This window comes from Flavobacterium sp. MMLR14_040, assembly GCF_033657265.1.
Taxonomy (GTDB): Bacteria; Bacteroidota; Bacteroidia; order Flavobacteriales; family Flavobacteriaceae; genus Flavobacterium.
Map to the genome: position 1 here is coordinate 62,369 of NZ_JAWVWO010000002.1, position 14,535 is coordinate 76,903.

Consider the following 14,535-nt stretch of genomic DNA (forward strand, 5'->3'; position numbering starts at 1 on the left):
ACTAAGATGCTAAGTTTTTCACATAGATTCAAACGATCTGCGTAAATCTGTTCAATCCGCGTAATCCGTGTTCCAAATAATTTACTGAAAATTTCTTTTTCGCATTAATAACCAAACGACAACCGGCGCACCAATAATCGATGTAATCGCATTGATTGGCAATGTGGTTTCTAATCCGGGTAATTGCGAGGCAATATCGCAAAACAACATAATTATTCCGCCATAAAAAAGCGTACTCCAATATAAAAGTGTGTGATTACTTGTTTGAAAAGTCAGTTTTGCAATGTGCGGCACCGCGAGACCAATAAAAGCAATCGGACCGGCAAAAGCCGTAATGCTTCCTGCCAGAATACTAGTTGCAAATATGATAACTAACCGGGCTTTTTTGTAATTCAACCCCATGCTTTTGGCATAATTTTCGCCTAAAAGCAAAGCGTTTAAAGGCTTAATACTTCCGGCACTTAAAACCAAACCAAAACCAACACAAACAGCCAAAACAGAAATCGATGTCCAGGAAAGATTTCCCAAACTTCCCAAAGACCAAAATGTAAACTTCTGCAATTGTTCTGCCGAACTAAAATAAGTCAAAACCCCCACAATTGCACTGGTAAAACTGCCAAACATGAGTCCGACAATTAAAATTGCCATTGTATTTCGCAATCGCTGCGCGACCAATAAAACCAAAAGCAAAACCGAAACGCTGCCTAATGTTGAGGCAATAACAAGTCCGTATGGGGATAAAAGAATAGCATTTAAAAATGAAGGCAAAAATTCAGCACCCAAAATAACAATCGCAACGGCTAAAATGGCTCCGGAACTCAAACCCAAAACATCCGGTCCGGCTAATGGATTTCTGAATAATGTCTGCATCAGCAAACCGCTAATTGCTAATCCTACGCCAACCAAAAAGGCTGTTATGGCTTTTGGCAAGCGGTAATTAATAATAATATATTCCCAGGTTGATTTACTGGCTTGTCCGCCTGTTAAACTGGTATAAACTTCTTTAAACGGAATTGTAATTGATCCTAAACTTATGTCCAGAAAAAACATAAATAACAGCACTACACCAAGTACAAAAAACAGCATTATATTTCGCTTTGAATTTATCAATGAATCTTTAATTTAGTTTAGAGGCAAAGGTAAATTCGTAGCTTGGCAATAAATCAGGATGAAAAATTTTGATGTAATCTTTTAAAACTAAATCCGGTCGGCTTGGTGCCAATTCATAATAAACTGTTCCGCCAGTTGCTCCAAATTTACCTTCAAAAGTATATACGTTTTTAGACGTAAAAGCATCAAATTGTGTGTAATGCGGATTGCTTTTTCCGAATTCATCCAATGTTTTAAATGAGCCTGAAGCAATCCAGAAATTGGCAGTTTTGGCTTTGTCCAATACTTTTTCAAAAGATAAACCTTCACTTCCGCTTCCCTTTAAATCGGCCCATAAATAATTGGCATGGGCATCATTCATAAATTGCGCAACCCAGCTATTTCCTTTGGCTACATACCAAACATCTTCATACATCGAACCATACAAAACAGTTGAGGTTGCCGGCTGATCTGCCACTAATTTTTTTGCCTGATTGTAGCTTTCAACAATTTTGTCAAACAATTCTTTGGCTTTATCTTCCTTACCAAATAATGCACCGTAAAGCTTAATCCATTCTGCTTTTCCAAGCGGAGATTGTTCCATCCAATCGGCCTGAATAAAAACATTTAAACCGCTTTTTTTCAAATTATCCAACATTGGGTTGTTATTATCTACTCCAAATGTTACAATCAAATCCGGAGACAATTCTATTAGCTGCTCGATATTTAACTTTTCATTTTGTCCCACATTTTTCACCGAACCTTTATCAATCAAAACTCTTGTTTTTTCTGAAGAAATATAATCTGTATGAGGAAAACCAACTAATTTATCTTCAACATCAAGCATTTCCAAAAACGGAATATTTGTAGTAGAAGTAACCACAACAGATTCTAAAGGCACTTTTATTGTGGCATATTTTTGCAGACTATCCGGAACTTTTGCTTCTTTTTCTTTTAAAATATAAGTGAATTTTGCATTCGCATTTGGCCAGGGCTCTATAACCGTAACCACCGAATATCCTTCGTGTTTTACGATTGAAAGTCCGGAAGCAAACTCAATGCTATTTTGGGGAATTTCAGTTTTTACAATCTCAGGGGCTTCATTTTTTTTACATCCAAACAGAAGAAAAAATGATAAAACAAAAATAATTTTTGGAAATAAATGTTTCATATGTGGGTTATATATTTTGAAATATGGTATCGTTATTGCTTATTGTCATTCAAATTTGAATCACGGAGATTCACATTTGAAATTTTTCAATAAGCACAAAGGTAACGCAATTTATAAATTTTTTATTTACCTTTATTCTTACAAAAACCAAATTTATCTTTACCTACTATTATGAATACCACAAAAACCAAAATTTGCTCTAGTTGCGACTCTACATTTAGTTGCGGAGATATTTCTGTTGAAAACAAATGTTGGTGTAACGACTACCCTCCTATTTTTAATCTTTCTGGTGCAGGAGATTGCCTATGCCCGGATTGCTTTAAAGAAGCTTGTATTGACAAAATAGATGCTTATGTCGAAACTATGACTCCTCAAAAAGCACTACAAAATAAAGCACTATCTTTACCAAAAACAGAAAAACTAATCGAAGATCTTGATTTTTATATTGAAAATGGCAATTATGTTTTTACAACATGGTTTCATTTAAAAAGAGGAAATTGCTGTGGTAATAATTGTCGGCATTGCCCTTATTAATTGTTAATTATAAATTGTTTGTTCGTATTCATTTCTTAAAATCTAATTGGTCTTTCGCGTTAGGGATAGAAGCGGCATCCTTTTATTTTTTTTCTTTAAAAAAATAAAAGATAAAGCGTATAGCCCGACCCTTGGGGAACGCCACAATAATTCATAACTCAAAACTTACAACTCATAATTAAAAAAATGATCTACTTAATTACCGGCGGCGAGCGATCAGGAAAAAGCACTTATGCGCAAAATCTGGCTTTGCAGCTTTCAGAATCTCCAATTTATGTAGCAACAGCCAGAAAATGGGATGTTGATTTTCAAAATAGAATCGATCGCCATCAACAAGAACGCGACGAACGCTGGACAAATATTGAAAAAGAAAAACATATCAGTGAAATTGATTTTTCGGGAAAAGTGGCGCTGATTGATTGCGTTACGCTTTGGCTCACGAATTTTTTTGTCGACACTAATTATGATGTAAATTTAAGTCTCGAAGAAGCCAAAAAAGAATTTCTTTCTATTGCCAGTCAGGAGAATACAGTATTTATTATTGTAACCAACGAAATTGGAATGGGCGTTCATGCGGAAACTCAAATTGGGAGAAAATTTACAGAACTGCAAGGCTGGATGAATCAGTTTTTGGCATCAAAAGCCGATGAGGTTATTTTGATGGTTTCCGGAATTCCGGTCAGGATTAAGGGGTTGTAATATCAATTACAATGTCAAAATTCAATATCAATTACAATATCAAAATTCAATTACAATGGCAAAATTCAATGGTAATTACAATATCAAATTTTAATAAATAATTACAAATTCCAAAAAGCTGTCTTAACTTTACATAACTTTCAATATTGACATTGAGTTTTGTAATTGTAATTGACATTGAGTTTTGTAGTTGAGTTTTGTAATTGTAATTGAAATTTATGAGCCATTTAGATGATATATTAAAATCCCGCCGCGATACCCGACATTTCACAACCGATGAAGTTCCTGACGAAGTAATCGAAAAAGCTTTACAGGCCGGACATTGGGCGCCTTCAGTTGGATTGACGGATGCTACGAGATATTTTATCATTAAATCGGCAGAAGTAAAAAGTGCAATTAAGGACTTATTTTTAGATTATAATAAAAAAGCCGAGGAACTCACCGATAATCCGGAACAAAAAGAACATTACAGATCGCTAAAACTGGAAGCTATTGAAGAAGCTCCGATCGGACTTATTATTGCGTATGACAGATCTGTTTTAAATCAGTTTACTATTGGAACTGTTGGCAGTAATGAGGCAGTAAAATTTAGTTCGGTTTGTGCGGCACAAAATATTTGGCTTTCGCTTACAGAGCAAGGTTATGGAATGGGCTGGGTTTCGATCCTGAATTATTATCAGTTTAAAAAAATCCTTGATTTACCTGAAAATATTGAACCTTTAGGTTATTTCTGCATTGGAAAACCAGCAACGAATTACAACAACCAACCGATGCTGCAACAGCTGCATTGGAAACAGAAATCGGAAGCTCCGGATTGTAAAGAAATTAAAAATGTGATTGAAAGTCCTGTTTTAGATTTTCAATTAAAAACACCAATTTCTGATATCAAAAATGACTTTGCTAAACTTCTACAGGAAAAAATAGATTCTAAAACCAAACCTGTCGGTTCTTTGGGAACGTTAGAAACTTTGGCTTTTCAAATGGCAACGGTTTTTGAAACCTTAAATCCTAAAATTACAAACCCAAACATTGTGGTTTTTGCCGCAGATCATGGAATCGCAAATCATGGCGTAAGCGCTTATCCGCAAGATGTGACCCGACAAATGGTTGGTAATTTTCTTGAAGGCGGCGCCGCAATCAATGTTTTTTGCAATCAAAATAATATTGAGTTAGCTATTGTAGATGCTGGCGTAAACTATGATTTTCCAACAAATGCTAATTTAATTAATGCTAAAATTGCAAAGGGAACGCAGTCGTTTCTGCACGCGCCGGCAATGGGTGAAACGGAATTACAATTGTGTTTTGAAAAAGGAAAAGCTATTGTTGATGATATTGCAAAAACAAATTCAAATTGCATTGGTTTTGGCGAAATGGGAATTGGAAATACCTCAACAGCTTCGGTTTTAATGAGTCTTTTAACTGGTTTTTCTATTGAAGAATGTGTGGGAAAAGGAACTGGAGTTGAGGCCGAAAAGTTACTTCAAAAACAAAATATACTTCAAAAAGCAATTGATAATTATTCCGGTCAAGCCGAATTAATGCAGCAGTTGGCTTATTTTGGCGGTTTTGAAATCATACAGATGGCAAGTGGAATGTTAACCGCTTTTGAAAATAAAATGATAATTTTGGTCGATGGTTTTATTTGCAGTGTGGCTTTTTTAATCGCTTCGAAAATAAATGTTGATATTCATAAAAATGCTGTTTTCTGCCATTGTTCTGACGAAAAAGCACATCAAAAATTACTTGATTATTTACATGCAAAGCCTATCTTAAATCTTAATTTACGTTTAGGCGAAGGAACAGGCTGTGCTATTGCTTTTCCTATTTTAAAATCAGCGGAAGCTTTTTTGAATGAAATGGCTAGTTTTGAGAGTGCGGGGGTTAGTAGGAAGTGATCAATAGTCTCGTTTGTCATTTACGAAGGAGAAATCACATCCAAAGAGAGACGCACTGTATGTGAGTTTCTAGTGTGATTTCTCCTCCGTCGAAATGACAAGATCACCTAAAATATATTTTATTAAAATTAAAAACAAATCTCTTCAATGAAAAAAGAACTAAACATCTTCTTTACCTGTTTAATGTTTTACACCCGAATTCCCTGCCCAAAAAACATCGATCATAATCCTGAATATTTAAATAAAGCTACTCGTTACTTTCCTTTTATCGGATGGATTGTTGGAAGCATTTCTTTTCTAACTTTCTATCTTTTTTCCTTTTTTCTATCAACAGAAACTGCTGTTATTTTTGCAATTATTGCTTCTATTTTAACGACGGGAGCTTTTCACGAAGATGGTTTTGCAGATGTTTGTGATGGTTTTGGCGGAGGCTGGACCAAAGAAAAAATCCTGATCATTATGAAAGACAGTGCTATTGGCGCTTATGGAGCAATTGGTCTGGTTTTGCTTTTTTTATTAAAATTCAAATTGCTTTCCGAAGGTATTTTGCTTTTTGCCATTGATAATTCCCATCTTCTTATTTTCTTTTTGTTTATTTCGGCGCATGCTTTGAGTCGGCTGGCTGCAATTTCGATCATTTTTACGCATGAATATTCGCGCGATGATGCTTCGAGTAAAAGTAAACCAATCGCCAATAATCATAGTTGGAAAGAAATTTTTGGTGCTTTCTTTTTCGGATTAATTCCTTTGTTGGCATTTGCTTTTTTTCAGTATAAAATTCTGTTTACGATAATTCCTGTTTTTCTAACCCGTTACTTTTTGGCTCGCTATTTCCAAAAATGGATTGATGGATATACGGGAGATTGTCTTGGCGCAACGCAACAGGTTTGCGAGGTTATTTATTATTTAAGTATTCTTTTTTTATGGAAGTTTATCTAGTTCGCCATACCGAAACTATTTGTGAAAAAGGAGTTTGTTACGGACAATCGGATGTTGCCATTGCTGAACCTTTTGATTTGGTTTTAGAAAACATCATTTCACAGTTACCTACTGAAGCCATTATATTTTCAAGTCCGTTAAAAAGATGTTCCATTTTAGCAAAACACATTCAAAAAAGAATAAAAACTATTTCTTATCAGGAAGACAACCGATTGATGGAAATGAATTTTGGCGATTGGGAAATGAAAAACTGGAATGACATTCTGCCCGAACAGCTGAATCCGTGGATGGAAGATTTTGTTAATATTCCGGCTTCAAACGGAGAATCTTTTGTTGAATTACATGAAAGAGTTGGTGAGTTTTTATCAGATCAAATTTCAGAAGAAATAAAACAGCCTATAATTATTATTTCACATGCGGGTGTCATTAGAAGTATTTTGTGTCATCATACTTTTTTACCCTTAAAAGATGCTTTTACTAATAAAGTTGCTTTTGGACAAGTAATAAAAATAGTACTTTAAAGGTCGTTTTGTTTAGAATTTGATATAAAAAGTGAAACAAATTTGAAAATTCGACGATTTTAACTTTATCTTTGCGCCAAATTAAGGTTGTGTTTAATTCAAACACATTAAAAGGGAATCAAGTATAAATCTTGAGCTGTTCCCGCAACTGTAAGCTTAGTTCTAAATGAATGCTTATTGTTAACTACAAACCACTGCTCGCAATAGCGGGTGGGAAGGTAAACAATAAGACGCAAGCCAGGAGACCTGCCTTTATAACAAATATCGAGCTCTCGGGAAAAAGAGTGTAGAAATTATGACTTTAAAAAAACGTTTTGCATTTTGTTTTCTATTGTTGTGCCAATTCATTTCGGCGCAAAATGACTCTATTACAAAACTTAAGGAAGTTATCGTTTCTGATGTCAATCTAAAAAAATACTCCAGCTCACAGTCGGTGCAGGTTTTAAATGATTCTGTTATCAATAAAAATCAGCCTTCTTTAACTTCACTTTTAAACTATAATACTGTTATTTATTTTAAAGAAAATGGTTTAGGAATGACTTCTGCTCCTTCTTTTAGAGGAACAACCGGAGCGCAAACTGCTGTTATCTGGAATGGTATAAATATAAATTCCCAGTTTTTAGGTCAGGCAGATTTTAATACTATCGGAACAAGAGATTTCAATTCTATAACTGTAAAAGCCGGAGGCGGAAGTGTTCTATACGGAAGCAGTGCCATTGGCGGAAGCATTCACCTTAATAATGATTTACGATTTAAAAATGAATTTTCAAATCAGGTGTTTTTTAGTTTAGGAAGTTATAATACTCTGAGCGCCAATTATCGTACTATAGTTGCATCAGATAAATATAGTCTTCAGATAAGCATTTCCAGAAACAGTTCTGATAATGATTTTAAATATCCGGGCAATACCGATCAGCGAAACACAAATGGCGAATACTATAATACCAGTATGAATACCACTTTTGGTTATAAAATTGATTCTAAAAACACTTTAAAGGCTTATAGCCAGTTTTACGATTCTGAACGTCATTTTTCTTTGACTTCTCCTAATGGTTCCAAAACCAAATATGGTGATTTTAATACCCGAAATTTATTAGAATGGGAAAGTCTTTTTAATCGTTTTACTTCAAAATTAAAAGTTGCGCATATAGGAGAATCCTATAAATATTATCCTAGTATTACTTCAGAATTATTCACTTATGGAAAAGTTGAAACTTCTCTTATAAAATATGATTTGGCGTTTGATGTAAACGATAAGATTAAATTAAATTCGATTGTCGATTATAATCGCAATAAAGGATATGGATCAAGTATCGATAATGTAAAAAGAGAAATAGGCTCCGCGAGTTTATTATTAAGTCATTCACTAAGTAACAAATGGGATTATAATGCGAGTATTCGTCAGGAAGTAACAGACAATTACGGAAATCCATTTCTTTTTTCGTTTGGAACACGTTATCAGTTTACTGACTTTTACCGCGTAAAAATAAATGCTTCAAAAAACTTCAGAATGCCTACTTATAATGATTTATTTTGGGAAGGAAGCGGCAATCCTGATTTAAAACCCGAAACTTCTTATCAGGCTGAAATTGGTAATGAATTTTTTACCAAAGATTTTTCAATATCAGTAACGGCTTATTACAATTCTATTAAAAATTTATTGCGTTGGGTCCCGTCACAAGGCGGCGGAGATATGTGGTCTCCTGAAAACACCGACAAAGTAAGGGCTTATGGTGCTGAAGTAATTTTAGAATGGAAACCAAAAATAGCAAACAATAATTTTACCATTAATGGAACGTACGCCTATACAGTTTCAGAAAGCGAACAATTGATTGGAGGTGAATTAATTTACAAGCAATTGATATACGTTCCTTACCATAAACTCACAGGGGCTGTCTCTTACAATTGGAAAAAATTCTCTTCTTATTTTCAGTATTTATATAACGGAGATGCCTACACAACGCCTTTTAATAATCCTGCAACTAAAGTTAAGGATTATAACGTTGGTAATATTGGTGTTGACTATGATTTTGGCAAAAAGAAGAGTTATAAACTTGGATTTCAAGTACTAAATATCTGGAATGAAAATTACCAGCCTGTTACAAGCAGACAAATGCCCGGAAGAAATTATTCTATATACATAAACCTTAATTTTTAAATACCATGAAAAGATTCAATAAACTATTTTTAAGTGTCCTAGTAAGCTCGGCATTTTTTGTGTCATGTAGCAATGATGATGACAATACTCAAGAGGCACGCGGTGATTATGATGGCGGATTATTTATTGTTAACGAAGGTAATTTTCAAACTCCAAACGGTGCTATTTCATACTTATCTGATGATTTACAAATAGAAAACGATGTGTTTTCATCAGTAAACCCGGGAAAAGTAACTGGAGATACTCCTATTTGTATTGTTTTTAATGGTGATTTGGCTTATATAGTTGTAAACGCATCAAACAAAATTGAAGTTGTTAACAGATATACTTTTAAAAGCATTACCACAATAACTACGAATCTAAACAATCCGAGATTCATTGCTTTTGCAAACGGAAAAGGATATATCACTAACTGGGGAGATCCGCTGGTTACTACAGATGATTATGTAGCAGTACTTGATCTTGCTACAAATACTATAAGTTCTTCATTAATTTCTGTAGTTGAAGGTCCTGAAAAAATCATTGAAAATGACGGGAAATTGTATGTAGCACACAAAGGCGGTTATGGACAAGGAAATTCATTAACAGTAATAAACTCTGCTAGTAATGCAGTTGTAACAAACTTTGTAGTTGGAGATGTTCCTAGTGCATTGGTAAAAGACAATGGAACATTATATGTTTTATGTGATGGAAGACCTTCTTATGCAGCACCAGAAACTGCTGGTGAAATTGTAAAAGTTAACCTGAGCAACAATACTATTGCATCAACACTTGCTTTCGCAGATTTAACACATCCTGGTTTTATGGATATTAATAACAATAAAATATATTATACTGTAGACAGTAATGTTTATACAACTTCGACAACTTCTACCACATTACCAACTGCTGAAATATTTAAAGCTGCAAAAGTTAGTACACTATATGGTTTTGCTGTAAAAAATGATAATATCTACATCGCCGATGCAGGAAATTACCAAGATCCCGGAAAAGTGTTCATCTATTCTTTAACAGGAACACTTACTAGCGAACTTGGCGTGGGGATATTGCCAAACGGCTTTTATTTTAATAACTAATAAAATAGCTGAAAGAATATTTTTAAATTATTTTTTCAGAACAATCAATTTAGTTTATTTTTTTTATTTTTTTTGGAAAAAAAAGGCTTTCATTTCTGAAAGCCTTTTTTATTTATCACCATTTTAATCTCTTATCTTAATGCTTTTAAAAATTCTTTAGGAGCAGTTTCTAAATACATTTCATTTCTTACTCCGTTTATTTTTTTGGAATCACTAAAATAAGGTAAAACTAATTGTTTATCGTCCTGAATTCTTTTTGCTGTTACACCAGTAATTTTAGATATCGCTGTAGCCAGAAAAGGTTCGTTTGTTTCTCCTAAAACGCCGTAACTAGTTACAAACTCCTGCTGTAAATAAGTAGGCGTTAAACCACTTGTATAATCTCCAAAATCTTCTGAATTGGCAATTTTTAAAACCAGTGGCTGCATAGCATATTTATGATTTGGATTAACTTTAGTTTTAGTCAAAGTCTCTGAGTCATAAACTGTAAAGGAACCCACATTTTTACCAATTGTTGTTTCACCAATCTGAACAACATTAATATAAGGTTTTAATCCGTTTATAACCAATTCACTTGCTGATGCCGTATTATCAGTAGTTAAAATATAAACTTTAGAAAGGTTTAAACTATTTAGTGCAGTTCCATCAATATTATTTACAAATCTGTCGTTTAAGGTTTCCAGCTCATCCGTACTCATGCTGGCCATCAATTTAATATTGTATTGTCTTTTTGAGAAAATTTTACCATCAAACTGACCTGTGATTAAACTTGCCAAACGTGTTGCTGTGCGAACAGAACCTCCGCCATTATATCTTAAATCTAAAACTAAATCCGTTACACCTTGTGCTTTTAATTCGCCAAAAGCTTCATTTAACCTGGCATCATAATCAGCATAAAAGCCATTATACATTAAATATCCAATTTTATGACCGTTTGAATTGATAACCTTATTAATTAAAATTGGGTTTTCTTCTAAAGTTGTTTTTGTTAAACTAACTGATTTTCCGTTCAAAACAAATGCAGATCCATTATAGTCAGCAAAATTCAAAGTGTAGCTTTCACTATCCAGTAATAAAGATTCGTAGTTTGAAACTGTTAGCTTAGTTCCGTTTACAGCAGTAAAAAAATAACCTCTTTTAACATCCTTTGTTGAAGCATCAGAATTGGCAATAATATAACGCACATAACCTACTAAGTCATTAGATCCTTCAGAAACTCTGGTAAGTCTGAAATCAACTCCATTGTTTTTACTGATACCGTTAAGTTCCTGTTCCAAAACAGTATAATCATCAACAATCCAGCTAAAGCGGTCAATGGCATTAATTGGATATTTGCTTACCGGTTTATTCAATAGATCTTCAAATAATTCCTCTGGTTTTGAATAACCCGCTAAAAATGAATTAAAGGCATCTTTATTTGCGAAACGATCATCAGCTAAATTAGGTACATCAGCCTGCCACAGATAAACCTGATTTAATCCTCTCCAGACAAAATCGTTTACCTGCAAATCAGCGGGTGCGGCAACATCGTCCTCATCTTCACACGATTGCAAAGACAAAGCTAATACAAAAATTAGCAGGACACTTCTTAATATTGTTTTCATAAAAATATGTTTCTATATTCTATTAACGTAAAAATACTATCTTTAGTTTTAACATTTATAAGTTTGTTGTTTTTTTTCCAATAAAAAAAATTCAATACTGTTGTAACAAAAATAATTGTGTCTCGTCTTGACTATATAAACGCTCTATAAAGGTTTGTTTATAAAAATAAAGGGAGACTAAAAATTTACTATAAAAGATTAAATATTTAGTCTTCTCTAACCAAAAACCAAAAAAAAGTAACCACAGATGAACCAAATTGTGTTTATAGAATTAATTAATCCTTTTAAAGACAAAGTTTTTCGTCTGGCAAAAAGATTATTAACCAGCACCGAGGAAGCTGAAGATGCAACTCAGGAAGTAATGGTGAAATTATGGAACAAAAAGGAGAACCTTGATGCCTATAATAATGTTGAAGCCGTAGCCATGACAATGACCAAAAATTATTGCCTGGATCAGTTAAAATCTAAAAGAGCCGGAAACCTTAAAATTGTACATAATAATTTTACAGACAGAGAACCTCAATTAGACAAACAATTAGAAGACATTGACAGTTTAGAATGGGTAGAAAAAATAATGAGTCAGTTGCCGGAACAGCAGCAAATATTAATTCAGCTACGCGATGTTGAACAATATGAATTTGATGAAATTGCGAAAATTGTCGACATGAATGAAACGGCTATAAGAGTAGCACTTTCGAGAGCGAGAAAAAAAATTAGAGAATCAATGCTTAATACACACCGTTATGGAATTAAATAGAATAGAAGATATATTAGAAAAATACTTTCAGGGAGAAACTACTATTGCCGAGGAAAACGAATTAAAAGAATATTTTTCTTCACCGAATGTTGCGCAGCATTTGGAACAATATAAACCAATGTTTGGTTATTTCTCTCAGGTAAAACAACAAAAATCAACGCAGAATATTCCACTAAAAACTAAAAAACGAAATGTGGCGTGGATATCAATTGCAGCTTCTGTTGTTGTTTTACTATCAATTGGAACCTATTTTTATGTAAGCGAAAAAAATACAGCCCCGGTTGTAGCGCAATCAGAATTAGGAACCTATGATAATCCGGAAGAAGCGCTGAAAGCAACGCAAAAAGCTTTAGCCTTATTATCAAACAATGTTAATGTAGGTATCGAAAGTGTACAATACATTAAAGAATATGAACAATCAAAAAACAAAATTTTTAAACAATAAAAAAATCAATCAAAATGAGAAATTTAATTATAACACTAGTTTTCGCATTCGTTACCACTACTTTTTATGCACAAAGTGCATTTGATAAATATGATGGTCAGGACGATGTAACCTCTGTAATTGTAAACAAAAAAATGTTTGATTTAATGAGTAAGGTAAAAGTTGATGCATCAGACAAAGAAATGCAACAATATATTAGCCTGATCAAAAAATTAGATTATTTAAAAGTATTTACAACCAAAAATCCTAAAGTTGAAGCCGACATGAAAGCTTCTGCAGATAAATACGTAAAAACTGCAGGTTTAGAAGAATTGATGCGAGTAAATGACAGCGGAAGAAATGTAAAAATATTAGTAAAATCAGGTGCCAGCGACACGCAGGTTAAAGAATTGCTGATGTTTATTGACGGTGCCAAAAACGAAGAAACGGTCTTATTATCTTTAACCGGTAATTTTGACATCAACGAGATCTCTGTCCTTACAGATAAAATGCAGCTTCCTGGAGGTTCTGACTTAAAAAAAGCGTCTAAAAACAAAAAATAATCATGAAACTAAACGTTTTTACCTCAGCCATTTTAGCAATAGTAACCTTAATAAGTTGCAATTCTGAACCTTCATTGCAAAAGTATTTTGTAGAAAATACAGAGAACAAAGATTTTATTGCTCTTGATGTTTCGCCAAGTATTTTAAACTTAGAAAAAGCAAAATTATCAGCCGAACAAACAGAAGCTTTAAAGTCTTTTGACAAAATGAATATTCTGGCGTTCAAAGCAAACGATAAAAACCAGGCGCAATTTGAAACCGAAAGAACTAAAGTTAAAGCTATTTTGACGAATCCAAAATATCAAAAATTAATGTCTTTTGGATCAGGTAAAGACGGTGCTTCAATAAGCTACGTTGGTACTGACGAAAACATAGAAGAATTTGTAGTTTTTGCCAATAGAAAAGAAAACGGTTTTGCAGTAGTTCGTGTTTTAGGAAAAAATATGAATCCCAATAACATCATGACGTTAATGTCTGTTTTGAAGGAATCAAATATAGATATGGAACAATTAAAGCCTTTGCAGCAATTGGTTAAATAATACATCCTTTACTTACTTTAAAAACAAAAAAAGCTCCATAATTGGAGCTTTTTTCTTATAATAATTTGAAAGATTAAACTTAATAATATTCAATGCTGTTTTATTTTAAACTGAAGTGAATTTAACTATATTTGTTACTTAACCAAAAATATTAAATATGGTACAAAAAACATCGAATGCCTTTATTGCAGCATCTTGGGTTGCACTTGGAGCCGGAATGATTGGATACATTGTAGGTCTGGCCAGAGCCGAAATGCTTTTAAACGAAAAAGGATATTATTTTACAGTTCTAATGTTTGGTCTGTTTGCTGTAGTTTCATTACAAAAAAGTGTAAGAGACAGACTTGAAAAACTTCCGGTGACAGATATGTATTATGGAATTTGCTGGTTTGGAACTCTTTTGTCAATTGTGTTATTGGTAATTGGACTTTGGAATGCAACAATTCTGCCAAGTGAAAAAGGTTTCTATGCATTTGCATTTTTATTAGCACTGTTCGGCGCTATTTCAGTACAAAAAAACACAAGAGATAATATGTCATTTTCTAATGAATAATCTTTTGGAATTA

15 protein-coding genes and 1 riboswitch are annotated in these 14,535 nt (G+C 33.4%); of the genes, 12 read left to right on the top strand and 3 right to left on the bottom strand.

Annotation, left to right across the window (positions count from 1 at the left end; all coding sequences use genetic code 11):
* Positions 1–81 precede the first annotated feature (81 nt).
* Positions 82–1,110, bottom strand: coding sequence for an iron ABC transporter permease (locus SD960_RS02960; RefSeq protein WP_318800806.1), 1,029 nt, complete (start codon positions 1,108–1,110; stop codon positions 82–84).
* Positions 1,111–1,117: 7 nt separating this feature from the next.
* On the bottom strand, positions 1,118–2,260 hold the full coding sequence (locus SD960_RS02965; protein ID WP_318800807.1) for an ABC transporter substrate-binding protein: 1,143 nt from the start codon (positions 2,258–2,260) through the stop codon (positions 1,118–1,120).
* A gap of 171 nt (positions 2,261–2,431) precedes the next feature.
* Between SD960_RS02965 and SD960_RS02970 the strand changes: the two genes are divergently transcribed.
* The 7 genes from SD960_RS02970 (at position 2,432) to SD960_RS03000 (ending at position 10,082) form a co-directional block, all read left to right on the top strand.
* A complete protein-coding gene (locus tag SD960_RS02970; protein ID WP_318800809.1) occupies positions 2,432–2,794 on the top strand; it encodes a DUF5522 domain-containing protein in 363 nt (120 codons plus the stop codon).
* 186 nt (positions 2,795–2,980) lie between these two features.
* Positions 2,981–3,493 (top strand): bifunctional adenosylcobinamide kinase/adenosylcobinamide-phosphate guanylyltransferase, encoded by a 513-nt coding sequence (cobU, locus tag SD960_RS02975; RefSeq protein ID WP_318800811.1) that lies wholly within the window; start codon positions 2,981–2,983, stop codon positions 3,491–3,493.
* A 218-nt stretch (positions 3,494–3,711) separates the two neighbouring features.
* On the top strand, positions 3,712–5,388 hold the full coding sequence (gene cobT / locus SD960_RS02980; RefSeq protein WP_318800812.1) for a nicotinate-nucleotide--dimethylbenzimidazole phosphoribosyltransferase: 1,677 nt from the start codon (positions 3,712–3,714) through the stop codon (positions 5,386–5,388).
* Between the two features lie 147 nt (positions 5,389–5,535).
* Positions 5,536–6,327, top strand: a complete 792-nt coding sequence (locus tag SD960_RS02985) for an adenosylcobinamide-GDP ribazoletransferase (protein ID WP_318800813.1) — start codon at positions 5,536–5,538, stop codon at positions 6,325–6,327.
* Positions 6,312–6,848, top strand: a complete 537-nt coding sequence (gene cobC / locus SD960_RS02990; RefSeq protein ID WP_318800815.1) for an alpha-ribazole phosphatase family protein — start codon at positions 6,312–6,314, stop codon at positions 6,846–6,848. The genes SD960_RS02985 and cobC overlap by 16 nt, the downstream gene beginning before the upstream one ends.
* 67 nt (positions 6,849–6,915) lie before the next feature.
* A riboswitch (cobalamin riboswitch) is annotated at positions 6,916–7,117 on the top strand.
* 26 nt (positions 7,118–7,143) lie between these two features.
* Positions 7,144–9,006, top strand: a complete 1,863-nt coding sequence (locus SD960_RS02995) for a TonB-dependent receptor plug domain-containing protein (RefSeq protein WP_318800817.1) — start codon at positions 7,144–7,146, stop codon at positions 9,004–9,006.
* A 5-nt stretch (positions 9,007–9,011) separates the two neighbouring features.
* The gene (locus SD960_RS03000) at positions 9,012–10,082 is read left to right on the top strand and encodes a YncE family protein (RefSeq protein ID WP_318800819.1); all 1,071 of its coding nucleotides are present in this window, start codon (positions 9,012–9,014) and stop codon (positions 10,080–10,082) included.
* A 131-nt stretch (positions 10,083–10,213) separates the two neighbouring features.
* Here the strand turns inward: SD960_RS03000 and SD960_RS03005 are convergent, their stop codons facing one another.
* Complete coding sequence (locus tag SD960_RS03005; protein ID WP_318800820.1) at positions 10,214–11,686, bottom strand: S41 family peptidase; 1,473 nt, start codon at positions 11,684–11,686, stop codon at positions 10,214–10,216.
* Positions 11,687–11,933: 247 nt separating this feature from the next.
* Here SD960_RS03005 and SD960_RS03010 point away from each other — a divergent pair, with 247 nt between their 5' ends.
* The 5 genes from SD960_RS03010 (at position 11,934) to yiaA (ending at position 14,522) form a co-directional block, all read left to right on the top strand.
* Positions 11,934–12,443, top strand: coding sequence for a sigma-70 family RNA polymerase sigma factor (locus SD960_RS03010; protein WP_318800822.1), 510 nt, complete (start codon positions 11,934–11,936; stop codon positions 12,441–12,443).
* The gene (locus SD960_RS03015) at positions 12,430–12,888 is read left to right on the top strand and encodes a hypothetical protein (protein WP_318800823.1); all 459 of its coding nucleotides are present in this window, start codon (positions 12,430–12,432) and stop codon (positions 12,886–12,888) included. Before SD960_RS03010 ends, SD960_RS03015 begins: the two co-directional genes overlap by 14 nt.
* Before the next feature lie 14 nt (positions 12,889–12,902).
* Positions 12,903–13,430 carry a DUF4252 domain-containing protein gene (locus tag SD960_RS03020; RefSeq protein ID WP_318800825.1) on the top strand — a complete coding sequence of 176 codons (528 nt, stop codon included), beginning with the start codon at positions 12,903–12,905 and terminating at the stop codon, positions 13,428–13,430.
* Between the two features lie 2 nt (positions 13,431–13,432).
* Positions 13,433–13,969, top strand: coding sequence for a DUF4252 domain-containing protein (locus tag SD960_RS03025; protein ID WP_318800827.1), 537 nt, complete (start codon positions 13,433–13,435; stop codon positions 13,967–13,969).
* Between the two features lie 157 nt (positions 13,970–14,126).
* The gene (yiaA, locus tag SD960_RS03030; protein WP_042567307.1) at positions 14,127–14,522 is read left to right on the top strand and encodes an inner membrane protein YiaA; all 396 of its coding nucleotides are present in this window, start codon (positions 14,127–14,129) and stop codon (positions 14,520–14,522) included.
* Positions 14,523–14,535 lie beyond the last annotated feature (13 nt).